The organism is Bacillus luti (genome assembly GCF_001884105.1).
In the GTDB taxonomy this organism is placed as follows: domain Bacteria; phylum Bacillota; class Bacilli; order Bacillales; family Bacillaceae_G; genus Bacillus_A; species Bacillus_A luti.
On the sequence record NZ_MACI01000095.1, the window covers coordinates 38,071 to 55,533 of the forward strand.

Below are 17,463 nucleotides of genomic sequence, written 5' to 3' on the forward strand. Positions count from 1 at the left end.
TTGGTGAGAGAACAGGATACGAAAGGAAGAATTATATGGAGATAAAAGAAATCTCTGTTCCGCAACAAGGTGTTGTAGCGGACTATATGAACGGTGAGAAAGAGATACAGTCGTGTTTTGATTATATGTTAACAGAAGATGCTTTTAAACAGCGTTTACATGATTTGCGTGAGAGAGAGTTTTTCCGTCAAGATTTAGTAGCGCATTTATTAGAATATAATACAAAATTACAAGCGGGAGAAACTACAATTCAAAATGTAAAAGCGCTTGGAGATGAAAATACATATGTTGTTATAGCTGGACAACAAGCAGGGCTATTAACTGGGCCGCTTTATACAATTCATAAAATTATTTCAATTTTACAGCTTGCGAAGGAAAAGGAAGAAAGTTTAGGTGTTAAAGTTGTTCCTGTTTTCTGGATTGCTGGTGAAGACCATGATATGGATGAAATTAATCATACTTTCGTAATGAAGAATAAAAACATTAAAAAGACTATTTTTCATGATCGTAATCCGAAAAAGGCGAGTGCTTCAGAGTCGGAACTTTCTGTGGAAGACTGTAGAAAGTGGATTGAAGAGATTTTTAAAACGTATCCCGAAACGAATTTTACTAAGGATGTATTACAATTTATTGATGATGCTTTGGAAAAATCGAATACGTATGTAGATTTCTTTGGTTACCTTATTACTAAAATGTTCATTAGCTCTGGTTTAATTCTCGTTGATTCACATCATCCTGAATTGAGAAAATTAGAAGTGCCGTTCTTTAAACAAATTATAGGCAAGTATAAAGAGGTGCAAGAGGGGCTTCATAATCAACAGGAAGTAATTAAAGAATTAGGATATAAACCGATTATTGAAACAAAGAATAATGCGGTGCATATATTCATGGAAATTGATAATGAGCGAGTACTACTTGAAGAGAATAAAGGGAAATTTGTTGGGAAAGATGGAGCGTATTCCTTTTCTTATGAAGAATTAATCGAAGAGATGGAAAGAAATCCAGAACGTTTTAGTAATAATGTTGTAACACGCCCGCTTATGCAAGAGTATGTATTTCCTACGCTTGCGTTTATTGGAGGTCCAGGAGAATTAGCCTACTGGAGTGAATTGCAACAAGTATTTCATACTGTCGGTTTCCGAATGCCGCCTGTCGTTCCACGTATTACAATTTCTTATTTGGAGAGAGATATAGCGACAGATGTGAAAGATTTACAATTACAAGAGAGTGATCCATTTGTAAAGAATGTAGATAAACTTCGTGAGAACTGGTTGTCTAATCAAATAGAGGAACCGATAGATGAGCGATTTGTAGGTGCGAAAAAAGAAATAATGGATATTCACGCATCATTACAGCAGTTTGTGAAGAAGATAGATCCAGGATTAAGTGAATTTGCAGGAAAAAATGAATTGAAAATAAATGAACAAATTGAACTGTTGGAAAGAATGTTGAAAAAGAATGTTGAGAAAAAACATGAGGTTCAGCTAAATAAATTCCGTCATATACAATGTGCACTTCGTCCGCTAGGAGCGCCGCAAGAGCGCGTTTGGAATGTGTGCTATTATTTAAATCAGTTCGGTTTAGATTTTGTTGAGCGAGTAATGGAAAACTCATTTTCTTGGGATGGAAAACATCATGTTATAAAACTATAGAATCTTGCTCTTCGGAGCAGGATTTTATTTTTGTCTCGTTGAATTTACTGTGAAGTGTAATTTTTCTGAATTATCAATTTGAAAACAATGAAGATTGTATGTAGGCAGGATACTTAAATATATGACAAAATAGCACAAAATGTAAACGTATTATTATCTTTTTCGACAGTTTTTTATTTAAATTCCCGCAAAAGATGATAAAATTTAGTATATAATAAAAGAAAATAGCGATTTGTATAGTATGCTGCCTTTGTAGGCAAGTTAAATGAGTCGTTCTTTAGTAGTATTTCGTTCTCTAATCGTGTAGAGGAAGGGATGCATTCAACATAATTAATTGGAAAAAGAGTAGGTGCAACAATGTTTAAACACGTAACAGTACTTTTGAAAGAAACGGTAGACGGCTTAGATATAAAGCCAGGTGGTACATATGTAGATTGTACACTGGGGGGAGGAGGACATAGTTCTTATCTATTATCCCAATTAACTGATGGCGGGAAATTAATAGCTTTTGATCAAGATGAGATAGCGATTCAAAATGCGAAAGAAAAATTTGCTTCATATGGTGAGCAGTTTGTAACAGTAAAGAGCAATTTCCGTTATTTATCTGAAAAACTACAGGAATTAGGTATAACAGAAGTAGATGGTATTTTATTCGATTTAGGTGTTTCATCTCCACAATTAGACACACCAGAGCGTGGCTTTAGTTACCATCATGATGCACCGTTAGATATGCGGATGGATCAAGATGCCCCATTAACAGCATATGATGTTGTAAACAGCTGGTCATATGAACAACTCGTAAGAATTTTCTTCCAGTATGGTGAAGAGAAATTTTCAAAACAAATAGCAAGGAAAATTGAAGCGTATCGTGAGAATAAAGCTATTGAAACGACTGGAGAGTTAGTAGAACTAATTAAAGAAGGTATCCCGGCTCCTGCACGTAGAACGGGTGGACATCCTGCGAAACGTGTGTTCCAGGCGATTCGTATTGCTGTAAATGATGAATTGAAAGTATTTGAAGAAGCTCTAGAATCTGCAATTAGTATGGTCAAGCCAGGTGGAAGAATCAGTGTTATAACATTCCATTCTTTAGAAGACCGTATTTGTAAAACAACGTTTAAGCGAAATAGTACAACGCCACAATTGCCGCCAGGATTACCAATTATTCCTGAGGAATTCAAACCGAAATTAAAACTTATTACAAGAAAGCCGATTTTACCTTCTGATATAGAGCTAGAAGAAAATAATCGAGCGCGTTCTGCGAAGTTGAGGATCGCTGAAAAACGATAAAAAGGGGAGAGAGGTATGAGTAACTTAGCTGTAAAGTATAAGCAACAAGCGCAAGAAGAGGTCCAGATTCAAACACCCCCACAGCAGATGGTTCAACCAAAAGTTAAAGCAAAAATTACAAGAATTGAAAAACTGTTATATGTAGCGTTTATTGGCTTTTTATTGTATGCCTGCGTAGCGTTTATTGGAAATAAAGCGGGCCTGTATCAAGTTAATGTAGAAGCAGCGACAATAGAAGAAAAAATTGTGAAGCAGCAAAAAGAAAATCAAGAGTTACAGGCTGAAGTAGAGAAGTTAAGTCGTTATGAGCGAATCGCTGAAGTTGCAAAAAAACACGGGCTAGAAATTAATGCAAATAATGTGAAGGGCCTCAAGTAAGGCAATAGGTGTGAAGGAAAGATGAAGAGTAATATGACTAAATTTCATACCAATAAGGGAGCAGGGTATTTTATGATATTATTCCTCCTGCTCTTTTTGCTGTTATTAGCCCGATTTTTTTACATACAAGCGACAGGAACTGTGCATAACCAAGATTTGGATACACTTGCTAAGCAAAAACATAGCAAAACAGGAGTCCTCGAAGCGAATCGAGGAACAATTTATGATCAAAACGGTCATGTGTTAGCGCAAGACGCAAATTCGTATAAACTTGTAGCAGAATTAAAAGGTGCTAATCCTGTTAAGGATAAAGAGGGTACCGCAAAGAAAATTGCGGGAGTACTCGGAAAAGGTGAAGAAGATATTTTAGCTGCATTAAATAAAGAAGGTAGAAGTCAAGTTGAATTTGGAACGCTAGGTAAGGATCTGACGAAAGAGCAGAAGGAACAAATAGAAGCGTTGAAGTTGCCTGGAATATCCTTCATTACAGAAAATGCCAGAGTATATCCAAATGGTGATTTTGCATCTTACGTTATAGGTCATGCGAAACCAAATGATAAAGGAACTTCGGTAGGTCAATTTGGCTTAGAACAAAGTTTGGATAAATATTTAAGTGCTTCTAATGGGAAAGTAGCTTATACAGGTGATCGTAAAGGTGTATCTCTCGATGGCGGAAAAGTTAACGTAGAAGCCCCTAAAAATGGAGATAACGTGTATTTAACAATGGATCAACGTATTCAAAGTTATTTAGAAGATGCGATGAAAGCTGCGAATAAGCATTATGAGCCAGAAAGTTTAATAGGGATTGTTGCGGATCCGAAAACCGGAAAAATATTAGGGATGTCTAGTAAACCTAGTTATGATCCAAATGAGCGTCAAATTAAATATTTCTTTAATGATGCGATTGCAAATGCATTTGAACCTGGATCAACAATGAAGATTTTCACATTAGCGGCCGCTATTAATGAAGGTGTGTACAAAGGACAAGATTATTATCAATCTGGTACATACCAAGTTGGTAATCGGAAAATAAAAGATCATAACGGTGGTGCTGGTTGGGGCTCTATTACGTTTGATGAAGGGGTAGAGCGCTCTTCAAACGTAGCATTTGCTATTTTAGGTGATCAAAAGCTTGGTCCGGAACGTTTTCGTAAGTATATCCATGCTTTCGGATTAGATGAAAAAACGAATATTGATTTACCTGGTGAAGGTTCAAATACAATTTTATTCGATCAGCAAATACAGCAAGTAACAACAGCATTTGGACAAGGTTCTACTGTAACGCCTATTCAACTTGTACAAGCTGCAACAGCTATTGCAAATGATGGGAAAATGATGAAACCTTATACAATTGATAAAATTGTAGATCCGATAACAGGGAAAGTAAAATTAGAACATAAACCAGAAGAAGTAGGAAAGCCTGTTACAAAAGAAACAGCAGCGCAAGTAAGGCAGTTATTAGAACGCGTTGTTACATCACCTAAAGGAACAGGAACCGCATATAAAGTTGATGGGTATTCAGTGGGTGGTAAAACTGGGACAGCACAAATTCCCGATGGAAAAGGTGGATATATGACAGGAAGAGAGAATTATATATTCTCATTCTTAGGTATGGCACCGATGGACGACCCACAACTTGTTGTGTATGTGGCTGTTAAACAGCCGAAGTTAAAAGATGATGAAAATGGCGCGCAGCCTTTAGCTGATATCTTTAAATATGTAACAAAAAATAGTTTAGAGTATTTAAAGATTAAGCCGAATGAAGTGAAAGATCCGAAAAAATATTTGAAAGAGCAACAAACAGCAGTTCCAGATGTAACTGGAAAAACGATGGCAGAAGCAGGGAAAGCAATCGATAAAGCAAAACTCCGTCCAATCGTATTAGGTGAAGGAAAAATACAGCAACAAGTACCAAAAGCGACTGAACAAACATTAAGAGGAGATCGGGTCTTCTTAGTGGGAGATAAGCCTACAATGCCGAATATACAAGGTTGGGCACTGCGTGATGTTATGAATTTAGCAAAAACATTACAGCTTAATTTAAAACCTTCTGGCACTGGGTACGTAACCGAACAAAGTGTAGCAGAAGGAACATTATTGCAACCGGGTACAGAATTAGGTGTTACACTCGTACCACCACTCGAACCGCAACAAGAAGCAGAAAAACCGTAATGGTAAGAAGCGAAAAGTTCTAATTAAATAAGTACAAGCATATATTGGAACAAGCTAGGCGTAAAGGAGGCTTGTTCCAATATGCGTGTATCAAATGTAACAGTTAGAAAACGACTTATTTTTATACTTATATCAGGTATACTTATTTTCACTATCATTGATATTCGTCTTGGATATGTGCAGTTTTTTCTTGGAAATATGTTAACGGATCGTGCGAAGGATTCATGGAGTCGTAATATTACTTTTGAACCTGAACGGGGGAAGATTTTAGACCGAAATGGTGTGGAACTTGCCACGAATAAAAGTGCCCCAACTGTCTTTGTTGTACCAAGGCAAATTGAAAAACCAGCAGAGACTGCAGAGAAACTAGCTGCAGTATTAGGTGTGGAAAAAGATGAGATTTATAAGAGAGTTACAAAAAAAGAGTCAATTGTAAGGTTAGACAAAGGCGGAAGGAAAATATCACATGACAAAGCGAAAGAGGTACGAGGATTAAGTTTGAAAGGTGTGTATATCGCAGAGGATTCGATCCGGTACTATCCATTTGGAAACTTTTTATCACATGTATTAGGGTTTGCAGGTAGTGATAACCAAGGTCTCATGGGACTAGAAAAATATTATGATAAAGAGCTAAATGGTGATAAAGGTCATGTGCGCTTTTTTGCAGATGCGAAAGGACAGAGAATGCCTAACGTTGGTGATGATTTCAAAAAACCAGAAGCTGGATTGAATTTGGGGCTAACAATTGATGCACGAATTACGAGGATTATGGAAAGAGAAATGAATATTGCAGAGTCAACGTATAATCCAGACGGTATGATTGCAATTGCAATGAATCCGAAAAATGGTGAAATTTTAGGTATGTCAAGCCGGCCGAGTTTTGATCCAGCAGATTTTCAAAGTGTCTCTCCTGAGGTGTATAACAGAAACTTACCTGTATGGAGTACGTATGAGCCTGGTTCAACATTTAAGATCATTACGTTAGCCGCAGCTTTGAATGAAAATTTAGTAGACTTAGAGAAAGATACGTTTTATGATGATGGAGCGGCTGAAGTTGGTGGAGCTAGATTGAAGTGTTGGAAAGCAGGAGGTCATGGTAGCCAAACGTTTTTAGAAGTAGTTCAAAACTCTTGTAACCCAGGATTTATTGAACTAGGTGATCGTCTTGGTAAAGACCGATTGTTTAAATACATTCGTAATTTCGGCTTTGGACAGAAAACAGGCATTGATTTGCAAGGCGAAGGTAGCGGGATTTTATTTAATTTAGATAAAGTCGGTCCAGTCGAGCAAGCAACGACTTCGTTCGGTCAAGGTGTTTCTGTTACACCAATACAGCAAGTAGCAGCAGTAGCTGCAGCTGTAAATGGCGGAACGTTGTATCAACCGTATATAGCTAAGGAATTTATCGATCCAAAAAATAATCAAGTTGTCAGTAAAAAGACACCTGTTGAGAAAAGGAAAGTTATTTCCAAGGAAACTTCAGAAAAAGTTCGTTACGCATTAGAGAATGTTGTAGCGAAAGGGTCTGGTAAAGGTGCATATATTGATGGATATCGCGTAGGTGGGAAAACAGGAACTGCTCAAAAGGTAAAGGATGGAAAATATTTAGAAAATAACTATATTGTATCCTTTATTGGTTTTGCTCCAGCAGATGATCCGCAAATTGTTGTCTATGTTGCTGTTGATAATCCAAAAGGAGTCACGCAGTTTGGTGGAGTAGTAGCGGCTCCAATTGTTGGGAATATTCTTCGAGATGCACTTCCTGTTATGGGAGTGAAACCGAGAAAAGAACAAGTTGAGAGAGAATATAAATGGGGCGATACACCAACTGTGGAAGTCCCGAATTTAATTGGTATGAAAAAGAAAGATTTACAGACGCAGCTTGTCGATTTGAAGCTTGATATAAGTGGTGATGGAGAGAAAGTAATTAAACAATCACCAGAAGCTGGGGCTAAAGTAAAAGAAGGTTCGAAAATTAGAATTTACTTCGGGAATTAAAGGTAACATAGTACGTTTTATGGTACAATTGGTGGAAGTGAGTTCTTTATAGAAGAGTTACTTAATTTGAGGCCGTAAGAGTCTCAGTTATAAATAGGTCTATTTATTAGACACAGTAGCACTTACCTCCTATTTTACATAATTAGGAGGTAGCGTGTTGCTTATTGAAAAAGAGATAAATACACAATGTAGAGAGGGTTTAGTGAAATGAAGTTGCATACACTTGTATCATGTTTGCATGATTTTCCAGTTGTTCCAAAAGAAAATCCAGAAATCACATCTATAGAAGCTGATTCACGTAAAGTGAAAGAGGGAAGCTTATTTGTATGTATGAAAGGATATACGGTTGATAGCCATGATTTTGCTAAGCAAGCAGCGGCACAAGGAGCGGCTGCTATTGTTGCGGAAAGACCAATTGATGTTGACGTTCCAGTTGTACTTGTGAAAAACACTTTTCGTTCGTTAGCGGTTTTAGCTGATTATTTTTATGGTCAACCAACACACAAGTTACATTTAATCGGAATTACAGGTACAAATGGAAAGACAACAACATCGCATATTATGGATGAGATTATGCGCGCACATGGTCATAAAACGGGGCTAATTGGAACGATTAATATGAAAATCGGTGATGAAACATTTGAGGTGAAAAATACAACGCCAGATGCACTAACACTTCAACAGACATTTTCAAAAATGGTTGAATACGGTGTGGATAGCACAGTAATGGAAGTTTCGTCACATGCTTTAGATCTTGGTCGTGTACACGGATGTGATTACGATGTAGCGGTGTTTACAAATTTAACACAAGATCATTTAGACTATCATAAAACGATGGAAGAATATAAACATGCAAAAGGATTGCTATTTGCACAACTTGGCAATAGTTATAATCATAATCGTGAAAAATACGCGGTACTGAATAACGATGATGCTGTAACAGCGGAATATATGAGAAGTACTGCAGCAACTGTTGTAACGTATGGAATTGATACAACAAGTGATATTATGGCAAAAGATATCGTTATGACAAGTGGTGGAACTACGTTCACGCTTGTAACACCGTATGAAAGCGTAAATGTTACGATGAAATTGATTGGGAAATTTAATGTATATAACGTACTAGCGGCAACAGCGGCAGGACTTGTTTCTGGTGTAAGTTTAGAAACTGTCATTGATGTGATAAAGAAACTAGCTGGAGTTCCAGGACGTTTTGAAGTAGTTGATGGTGGACAAAATTATACAGTTATTGTTGATTATGCACATACACCAGATAGCTTAGAGAATGTATTGAAAACAGCAAAACAATTTGCAAAAGGTGACGTATATTGCATCGTCGGTTGTGGCGGTGATAGAGATCGAACGAAGAGACCAATCATGGCAAGTGTTGCAACAAAATATGCAACTCACGCAATTTACACTTCAGATAATCCAAGAAGTGAAGAGCCAGGAGCTATTTTAGATGATATGGTACAGGGTGCAAATGGGAATAATTATGAAGTGATTATTGATAGAAAAGAAGCGATATACCATGCAATTTCTAACGCGAAAGCTGAAGATATCATCATCATTGCTGGTAAGGGTCATGAAACGTATCAAATTATTGGTAAAGATGTTCATCATTTTGACGATCGTGAAGTCGCTAAAGAAGCAATTACAGAGCGTTTAAACAACGAAGAGTAACAACGTGAGAGGAGGACTACATGTGCTTGAGCAAGGTTTATTAGTAACGGCTGGGGTAGCATTCTTAATTTCTGTTGCCCTATCGCCATTGTTTATTCCATTTTTAAGAAAATTAAAGTTCGGACAGAGTATTCGTGATGAGGGACCAAAGTCACATCAAAAAAAATCAGGGACACCGACAATGGGTGGTATTGTCATATATGTATCTATGATGGTGACTTCACTTATTATGGCGATTAAGTTTAATCATTTAGGTGCAGAGGTATCGTTATTACTATTAGTGACGTTTGGTTACGGACTGATTGGATTTTTAGATGACTACATAAAGGTAGTTAAGAAAAGAAATCTTGGGTTAACATCAAAACAAAAATTAGTAGGTCAGCTTGTTATTGCTATTGCGTTCTTTTTAATTGGAAAAGGGCAAGCGTTTCACACATACATCATGATTCCGGGAACGGATGTTAAGTTTGAATTAGGTTGGGCGTATTTTGTACTTGTACTATTTATGCTTATTGGTGGATCAAATGCAGTTAACTTAACTGACGGTTTAGATGGTTTATTATCAGGAACAGCTGCTATTGCATTTGGGGCGTTTAGTATTATTGCTGTAGCACAAGAGCAATTTGGAGTAGCAATATTCTGTATGGCGGTTGTAGGAGCTGTACTTGGATTTCTAGTGTTCAATGCGAATCCAGCAAAAGTATTTATGGGAGACACAGGTTCCTTAGCTTTAGGTGGTGCCATCGCAGCTGTAGCAATTTTATTAAAACAAGAATTGCTACTTGTAATTATTGGCGGCGTATTCGTAGCGGAAACTTTATCTGTTATTATTCAAGTTATTTCGTTTAAAACAACAGGAAAACGTGTCTTTAAAATGAGTCCATTACATCACCATTATGAATTATGTGGTTGGTCAGAGTGGCGCGTCGTGGTAACGTTTTGGTCTGTAGGATTTTTATTAGCTGTGTTAGGAATTTATATCGGGGTGTGGATGTAATTGAAAACTGTAACTGAATTTCAAAATAAAAATATTCTTGTACTAGGCATTGCAAAAAGTGGTTATGCAGCAGCTACCTTGTTACAAAAATTAGGGGCAAATGTTATTGTAAATGACGGAAAGCCTTTAGCAGAAAATGTACTTGCTGCAGAATTGCAAGCAAAAGGAATGGACGTTGTATGTGGCGGTCATCCTTTAGAATTGTTAGAGAGAAATATCTCACTTGTTGTAAAAAATCCGGGGATTCCGTATTCTAATCCAATATTAGTTGCTGCGAAAGAAAAGCAAATTCCAATAGTGACAGAAGTGGAATTAGCATATCGTATTTCAGAAGCTCCATTTGTTGGAATTACGGGATCTAACGGTAAAACGACAACGACAATGCTTACATTTGAAATGTTAAAAGAAGGACAAAAGCATCCTGTTATTGCAGGAAACATAGGAACTGTAGCTTGTGAAGTAGCGCAGGATGCAAAAGAAAATGAAGTTGTAGTTACAGAACTTTCATCGTTCCAATTGATGGGAGTAGAATCATTCCAGCCTAAAATTGCTGCGTTTTTAAACTTATTTGAAGCCCACTTAGATTATCATGGGACGAAGAAGGAATATGGTTTAGCAAAAGCAAATATTTTTAAAAACCAAACAGAAAACGATTATAGTGTAATAAATGCAGATGATGCAGATGTGATGGCCTTATCTGTGAATACTAAAGGACAAAAAGTATTGTTTTCGACAACGAAAGAAATTGAAGATGGTGCGTATATAAAAGACAATGCTCTTTATTTTAAAGGGGAAAAAGTTGTTGAAGTAAGTGATATCGTTTTACCAGGTCAGCATAATTTAGAAAATATTTTAGCTGCGATGAGTATTGCGAAATTGTTAGGTGTTTCTAACGAAGCGATTACGGTAGTGTTAAAACGTTTTACAGGTGTAAAACATCGTTTAGAATATGTAACAACTCTTAACAATCGTAAGTTTTATAATGACTCGAAAGCGACGAATATGCTAGCAACTGAGAAAGCATTATCTGCGTTTGCACAACCGATTGTGTTACTAGCAGGTGGGCTTGATCGTGGAAATGAATTCGATGATTTAATTCCATATTTCAAAAATGTAAAAGCGATTGTAACATTTGGACAAACAGCACCAAAATTAGTAAGGGCAGCAGGGAAAGCCGGATTAGATATAATTGAAAGTGTCGATACTTTAGAAGAAGCAGTTGTGAAAGCTTATGCTCATTCTACAGACGGCGATGTTATTCTTCTTTCTCCAGCATGTGCAAGCTGGGATCAATTTAAAACATTTGAAGAAAGAGGAGACATTTTTATACAAGCTGTGCATAAACTTATATAAAGTAAATCAAAACATCAGTAGGCTAACACCTACTGATGTTTTGTTACATAGGGCAAAAGGTTCTGCCTAAAGAGGTGGTGTTTATGGGTAATGAAGAAATCGCCTGATTTTATTCTCATCATCGTTACACTTTCGTTGTTGACAATCGGAATGATTATGGTTTACAGTGCGAGTGCAGTTTGGGCCTCTTATAAAATGGGGGACTCATTCTTTTTTGCAAAAAGACAATTACTGTTTGCAGGTCTTGGTGTAGTGGCTATGTTTTTGATTATGAAAATTGATTATTGGGTGTGGCGTACGTACTCAAAAGTAATTTTGCTAGTTTGTTTCATTCTTCTTATTCTCGTTCTTATTCCAGGAGTTGGTCTTGTTCGAGGGGGAGCACGAAGTTGGATTGGAATCGGAGCATTTTCGATTCAACCGTCAGAGTTTATGAAGTTTGCGATGATAATTTTCTTGGCAAAATTTTTAGCGGAACGGCAAAAATTAATTACATCTTTTAAACGTGGTTTATTACCGGCTCTTAGTTTTGTGTTTCTTGCTTTTGGGATGATTATGTTACAGCCAGACCTTGGTACAGGGACGGTAATGGTTGGGACATGTATCATTATGATATTTATTTCGGGAGCAAGGGTCTTTCACTTTGCAATGTTTGGTTTGCTTGGTGTAGCAGGATTTGTAGGGTTAATTGTATCAGCACCGTATCGAATGAAACGCATTACATCATATTTAGATCCGTGGTCAGATCCGCTTGGAAGTGGATTTCAAATTATCCAATCATTACTCGCAATTGGACCTGGTGGATTATTCGGTCTTGGACTTGGACAAAGTAGACAAAAATTTCTTTATTTACCTGAACCACAAACAGACTTTATATTTGCAATCTTATCCGAGGAATTAGGTTTTATTGGTGGTTCATTTGTGTTATTATTATTTAGTCTATTATTATGGCGCGGGATTCGTATCGCATTAGGAGCGCCAGATTTATATGGTACGTTTTTAGCAGTAGGTATTGTGGCGATGATTGCGATTCAAGTAATGATTAATGTTGGTGTTGTAACAGGACTGATGCCTGTTACGGGTATTACTTTACCGTTTTTAAGTTATGGTGGATCAAGTTTAACATTAATGTTAATGGCGGTAGGTGTATTATTAAATATAAGTCGCCATTCTCGCTACTAAACCCTGTTTATAAGACAGGGTTTTTCGTATGTGTGTGAAAATACAATATGTATATAGAAATAAATACGATTGAAATAAGAAATGAGAAGCGGAGGAGTTAGTAGTGCGTGTATTAGTAAGTGGTGGGGGTACTGGAGGTCATATTTATCCGGCTCTTGCTTTAATTAGAGAAATAAAAAAGTTAAATCCAGAAGCAAGGTTTTTATATATTGGTACAGAAAATGGATTGGAGAGTACAATTGTTCCAAAAGCAGGTATACCGTTTCAATCTATTGTTATAAGTGGATTTAAAAGAAAAATATCGTTAGATAATGTGAAAACAGTAATGCGTTTCCTAAAGGGTGTACAAGATAGTAAACGATATATCCGTCGTTTTAATCCGGACATTGTGATTGGAACGGGTGGATATGTATGTGGCCCAGTTGTGTATGCTGCAGCAAAATTAGGTATTCCAACTATTGTACATGAACAGAATAGTGTACCAGGTGTAACGAACAAATTTTTAAGTCGTTATGTTGATAAAGTTGCTGTTTGTTTTGAAGCAGCGACAGAACATTTTCCACAGTCAAAAGTGGTTATGACAGGTAATCCACGAGCTTCAGAAGTAATGGATCAAAATGGAATGAAAGGAAAGCGTTCAGTAGGTTTATCTCTTCCTAAAAAATCCGTACTTATTTTCGGAGGGAGTCGTGGGGCTAGACCGATTAACGACGCCTTTGTAGAGGCGATAGAACAATTTGGGAATAAAAGTTACGAAATTTTGTATGTAACAGGTGAAGTACATTATGACAAAGTGATGGAAGCGGTGAAGCAAAAGGGGAATCCAGATAATGTTATCATTAAACCTTTCATTCATAACATGCCAGAAGTACTTACAGGTGTAGATCTTGTTGTTTCAAGAGCGGGGGCAACAACACTTGCAGAATTAACAGCGTTAGGTAAGCCAAGTGTGTTAATTCCGAGTCCGTACGTAACAAATAACCATCAGGAAAAAAATGCACGTTCAGTTGTTGATAAAGGAGCAGCAAAAATGCTACTTGAAAAAGATTTAACGTCTGAAACGCTAATTCGTGATATTGATGAGATTTTATTAGATGCACAAACATTACAAAATATGAAGCTAGCTGCTAAGCAATTAGGTATTCCAGATGCGGCAAATAAGTTGTACGAAGTAATGAATAAGCTTGTGAAAAAATAACGTTAGGTGAACGACCTGCATACTACTGTAATAAGGAGACTTAATATGGGGGAGATCGTTTATGGAACAATTAGTAAATGAGCTTATAAAAGCAAATGTTGGTCGAGTATTAGTTAACGAACCGTTAGCGCGTTACACTACTATGAAAATAGGTGGACCAGCTGATATTTTAATTGTGCCAAAGCATGTTACCAGTATTGAGAAGACATTGCAGCTAGTAAAGCAATATAAAACAAAGTGGACTGTAATTGGTCGAGGTTCAAACCTTCTCGTATCTGATAAAGGGATAGAAGGTGTCGTTATTCGTTTAGGAGAAGGATTAGACCACTTAGAGGTCGAAAACCATAGAGTAAGAGTTGGTGGTGGATATCCCCTTATTAAATTGTCAACTTTACTTAGTCGCCAAGGGTTAGCTGGACTGGAATTTGCAAGTGGTATTCCAGGGAGTGTTGGTGGCGCAGTGTATATGAATGCAGGTGCACATAAATCAGATATATCAAATGTGTTATCAAAGGCTCTTATTCTATTTGAAAACGGAACAATTGAGTGGTTGATGAATAGAGAAATGGAATTTTCTTATCGTACATCTGTATTACAAACGAAACGTCCTGGTATTGTTTTGGAAGCGGAGTTTCAATTACAGGTAGGAAAGCGTGAGGAAATTGTAAGAAACATGCAAAAGAATAAAGATTACCGCCGCGAAACACAGCCGTGGAATCATCCTTGTGCAGGAAGTGTATTTCGAAATCCCCTCCCAGAATTTGCAGGAAATTTAGTAGAAAAAGCGGGGCTTCGTGGTTATCAAATAGGTGGAGCCCAAATTTCTGAAATGCACGGGAATTTTATTGTTAATACTGGAGGGGCATCAGCGCAAGATGTATTATCCTTAATCGCATTGATAAAACATACGATTAAGGATAAATTCGGTATAGATATGCATACAGAAGTAGAAATCATTGGAAGATAACGGTTATTCGTTCCGCTCATTATCATTTATGTTATAATAAGAAGATAAGAACGGCATGAGGAACATGCCGTTCTTTATGTTACATAGGGGGATCGTACATGAAAAATAGTAAAGTGATTAAACTACAAGATCGTGTACCAAAGTTGAAAAATCAAAAGAAAAAAAACAAAAACAAAAAAAATGTTAATCATCGATTGATTTTATACATATCAATTTTATTTTTATTAGTACTCTTTTTAATTTATTTTCGGTCTCCGCTTAGTAATATAAAAAAGATAAGTGTACTTGGAAATCATTATATGACGGATGAACAAGTGATGAAGGAATCAGGTGTGACATATGATACAAGTTATTTCCGAGTGACAGCACATAAAGCAGAAGAAAACTTAACGAAACGAAAAGAAATTAAAGCAGTAAATGTAAAAAAACGTTTTCCGAACAAAATTGATGTTCATATTGAAGAGTATGTAACGATTGGTTATATAAACAAAGATGGAAAATTACAACCGTTGTTGGAAAATGGGAAAACACTTGATGTACTCCCAAACGGAAAACTTCCTGTTGCAGCACCGATTTTTGAACCTTTTAAAGAGGAAAAAATGAAAGAGTTAATTGCTGAGTTAGAAAAATTAACACCGACTATTTTAAGATCCATTTCTGAAATCCGTTATTCACCTACGAATGCGAATGAAGACCATCTTACTTTATATATGAATGAAGGGTATGAAGTGAGCACTACCATTCAAAATTTCGCAAAGCGTATGGAAGCTTATCCTCTTATTTTAAAAACAATTGAACCAGGTAAGAAGGTATTAATTGACTTAGAAGTAGGAGCATATACGAAAGAGTTAGAAGCAGAAGAAAAAAAAGAATAGAACGGTAGTTTTCGCTACGTTATTATAGAAAAACGAAACAGACGTTCTATTGTGAGCGTATGAATTTACAAGAATGGTTCATTTGATGAAAAATATGTAAAAATTCGTAGATTCATACTAGGATTGGTACAAGTTTCACTTTTCTATGAGTACATCTTAGTGTAGACTTATACTTGGCGGTAATCTTTACACTTGAAATAGAATTATTTCAAGATAAGCAGTTATTCACAGTTTACTGCGATATTCTTAAATGAATGTTAAATAAAAATAAGAAAAATATAGGGTTAAAAAAGGGAAACGTATAAAGACGTTGAATATTTTTCTTATAAATAGTAAAGTTGCGATTGTTGTTCCATATATTGAGTTGTATGGTATAAATAAAGAAGGAGGTGCCAAAGAATGAACAGCAATGAAATATATGTTAGTCTTGACATCGGTACATCCAATGTTAAAGTCATCATTGGTGAAATGGTTAATGACAGCTTAAACATTATTGGTGTTGGAAATGTAAAATCAAGTGGTTTAAAGAAGGGATCGATAGTTGATATAGACGAGACTGTTCGATCAATTAAAAAAGCAATTGAACAAGCTGAGCGCATGGTGGGAATCCACATTGAGCAAGTTGTAGTAGGTGTCAATGCAAACCAGGTACAGCTACTTCCTTGTCATGGAGTAGTCGCTGTTTCAAATGAAGATCGTGAAATCGGGAATGAAGATGTCTTACGCGTTCTAGATGCAGCACAAGTTGTGTCAATTGCTCCTGAACGTGAGTTTATTGATGTGGTACCTCGACAGTTCATCGTAGACGGTCTTGACGAGATTAACGATCCACGCGGGATGATCGGTGTAAGATTAGAAATGGAAGGTACACTTATTACAGGCTCGAGAACTTTACTACATAACCTACTTCGTTGTGTAGAAAAAGCAGGTCTTGAAATTGTTGATATTTGTCTTCAACCGTTAGCAGCTGCGACAGTTGCTATATCTTCAGATGAAAAAAATAGAGGTGTAGCCCTTGTTGATATTGGGGGAGGTTCTACAACGTTATCTATTTTTAAAGATGGAGAGTTACAAGCGACGAGCGTATTGCCATTAGGTGGGGACCATATAACGAAGGATATTGCGATTGGATTGAAAACTTCAACAGAAAATGCAGATCAAATTAAGTTGAAATATGGACATGCTTTTTATGATACAGCATCTGAAGAAGAAATGTTTACGGTTCCTATCATGGGAAGTGATCAAACAGAACAGTATTCACAATTGGAATTATCTGATATTATCGAGGCTCGTGTAGAGGAAATTTTAATGTTTGTTCAAGAAGAAGTACGTAAGTTAGGAATCAAACAAGTTGCTTCTGGTTATGTACTAACTGGCGGAATTGCTTCTATGCCAGGTGTTCTTGATCTTGCATATGATATTTTACATGAAAATGTTCGTATAGCGACTCCTGATTATATTGGTGTGCGTGAGCCTCAATATACAATTGGAGTTGGATTAATTAAACACTCTTATCAAAAAGCTAAATTACGTGGAAAAAACGTGCAGGAAAAGCAAGAGCATTTTGAACCAGTACCTGCACCAATGCCGGTACAACAGCAACCTGCGAAACAAAAAACTCGTAATCAAAACAATAATAATCAAAATGATGACCGTATGATGTCAAAAGTAAAACGTGTATTCCGTTATTTATGGGATTAAAATTGGACACGAAAAAT

13 protein-coding genes are annotated in these 17,463 nt (G+C 36.6%); all 13 read left to right on the forward strand.

What is annotated here, in order from left to right; translation table 11 throughout:
* The first annotated feature begins 35 nt into the window (after positions 1 to 35).
* The 13 genes from bshC to ftsA all read left to right on the forward strand — a co-directional run bounded on the left by bshC (position 36) and on the right by ftsA (position 17,446).
* A complete protein-coding gene (gene bshC, locus BAQ48_RS25005) occupies positions 36 to 1,652 on the forward strand; it encodes a bacillithiol biosynthesis cysteine-adding enzyme BshC (protein ID WP_071713189.1) in 1,617 nt (538 codons plus the stop codon).
* Positions 1,653 to 2,009: 357 nt separating this feature from the next.
* Positions 2,010 to 2,942, forward strand: coding sequence for a 16S rRNA (cytosine(1402)-N(4))-methyltransferase RsmH (gene rsmH / locus BAQ48_RS25010; RefSeq protein ID WP_071713190.1), 933 nt, complete (start codon positions 2,010 to 2,012; stop codon positions 2,940 to 2,942).
* A 15-nt stretch (positions 2,943 to 2,957) separates the two neighbouring features.
* Positions 2,958 to 3,320: a cell division protein FtsL gene (gene ftsL, locus BAQ48_RS25015; protein ID WP_000067084.1), complete on the forward strand. Its 363-nt coding sequence runs from the start codon at positions 2,958 to 2,960 to the stop codon at positions 3,318 to 3,320.
* Between the two features lie 21 nt (positions 3,321 to 3,341).
* The gene (locus tag BAQ48_RS25020; RefSeq protein WP_084065092.1) at positions 3,342 to 5,492 is read left to right on the forward strand and encodes a penicillin-binding protein; all 2,151 of its coding nucleotides are present in this window, start codon (positions 3,342 to 3,344) and stop codon (positions 5,490 to 5,492) included.
* 81 nt (positions 5,493 to 5,573) lie between these two features.
* Complete coding sequence (locus tag BAQ48_RS25025; protein ID WP_001266242.1) at positions 5,574 to 7,490, forward strand: stage V sporulation protein D; 1,917 nt, start codon at positions 5,574 to 5,576, stop codon at positions 7,488 to 7,490.
* 207 nt (positions 7,491 to 7,697) lie between these two features.
* Complete coding sequence (gene murE / locus BAQ48_RS25030) at positions 7,698 to 9,173, forward strand: UDP-N-acetylmuramoyl-L-alanyl-D-glutamate--2,6-diaminopimelate ligase (protein WP_071713192.1); 1,476 nt, start codon at positions 7,698 to 7,700, stop codon at positions 9,171 to 9,173.
* 22 nt (positions 9,174 to 9,195) lie between these two features.
* Positions 9,196 to 10,170 (forward strand): phospho-N-acetylmuramoyl-pentapeptide-transferase, encoded by a 975-nt coding sequence (gene mraY / locus BAQ48_RS25035; RefSeq protein ID WP_071713193.1) that lies wholly within the window; start codon positions 9,196 to 9,198, stop codon positions 10,168 to 10,170.
* A complete protein-coding gene (gene murD / locus BAQ48_RS25040; RefSeq protein WP_071713194.1) occupies positions 10,171 to 11,523 on the forward strand; it encodes a UDP-N-acetylmuramoyl-L-alanine--D-glutamate ligase in 1,353 nt (450 codons plus the stop codon). It abuts the gene before it with no gap.
* 90 nt (positions 11,524 to 11,613) lie between these two features.
* Positions 11,614 to 12,705 carry a stage V sporulation protein E gene (gene spoVE / locus BAQ48_RS25045; protein WP_000749496.1) on the forward strand — a complete coding sequence of 364 codons (1,092 nt, stop codon included), beginning with the start codon at positions 11,614 to 11,616 and terminating at the stop codon, positions 12,703 to 12,705.
* A gap of 103 nt (positions 12,706 to 12,808) precedes the next feature.
* Positions 12,809 to 13,903: an undecaprenyldiphospho-muramoylpentapeptide beta-N-acetylglucosaminyltransferase gene (murG, locus tag BAQ48_RS25050; protein ID WP_001265417.1), complete on the forward strand. Its 1,095-nt coding sequence runs from the start codon at positions 12,809 to 12,811 to the stop codon at positions 13,901 to 13,903.
* 61 nt (positions 13,904 to 13,964) lie between these two features.
* Positions 13,965 to 14,870: a UDP-N-acetylmuramate dehydrogenase gene (murB, locus tag BAQ48_RS25055; RefSeq protein ID WP_071713195.1), complete on the forward strand. Its 906-nt coding sequence runs from the start codon at positions 13,965 to 13,967 to the stop codon at positions 14,868 to 14,870.
* 98 nt (positions 14,871 to 14,968) lie between these two features.
* Complete coding sequence (divIB, locus tag BAQ48_RS25060; protein ID WP_071713196.1) at positions 14,969 to 15,745, forward strand: cell division protein DivIB; 777 nt, start codon at positions 14,969 to 14,971, stop codon at positions 15,743 to 15,745.
* A 399-nt stretch (positions 15,746 to 16,144) separates the two neighbouring features.
* Positions 16,145 to 17,446, forward strand: coding sequence for a cell division protein FtsA (gene ftsA / locus BAQ48_RS25065; protein ID WP_071713197.1), 1,302 nt, complete (start codon positions 16,145 to 16,147; stop codon positions 17,444 to 17,446).
* Positions 17,447 to 17,463 lie beyond the last annotated feature (17 nt).

Bases quoted from the DNA above. Each gene is read 5' to 3' on its own strand.
- BAQ48_RS25020 (WP_084065092.1), top strand. From the start codon at position 3,342: ATGAAGAGTAATATGACTAAATTTCATACCAATAAGGGAGCAGGGTAT.
- bshC (WP_071713189.1), top strand. From the start codon at position 36: ATGGAGATAAAAGAAATCTCTGTTCCGCAACAAGGTGTTGTAGCGGAC.
- divIB (WP_071713196.1), top strand. From the start codon at position 14,969: ATGAAAAATAGTAAAGTGATTAAACTACAAGATCGTGTACCAAAGTTG.
- murB (WP_071713195.1), top strand. From the start codon at position 13,965: ATGGAACAATTAGTAAATGAGCTTATAAAAGCAAATGTTGGTCGAGTA.
- rsmH (WP_071713190.1), top strand. From the start codon at position 2,010: ATGTTTAAACACGTAACAGTACTTTTGAAAGAAACGGTAGACGGCTTA.
- spoVE (WP_000749496.1), top strand. From the start codon at position 11,614: ATGAAGAAATCGCCTGATTTTATTCTCATCATCGTTACACTTTCGTTG.
- ftsL (WP_000067084.1), top strand. From the start codon at position 2,958: ATGAGTAACTTAGCTGTAAAGTATAAGCAACAAGCGCAAGAAGAGGTC.
- BAQ48_RS25025 (WP_001266242.1), top strand. From the start codon at position 5,574: ATGCGTGTATCAAATGTAACAGTTAGAAAACGACTTATTTTTATACTT.
- ftsA (WP_071713197.1), top strand. From the start codon at position 16,145: ATGAACAGCAATGAAATATATGTTAGTCTTGACATCGGTACATCCAAT.
- murE (WP_071713192.1), top strand. From the start codon at position 7,698: ATGAAGTTGCATACACTTGTATCATGTTTGCATGATTTTCCAGTTGTT.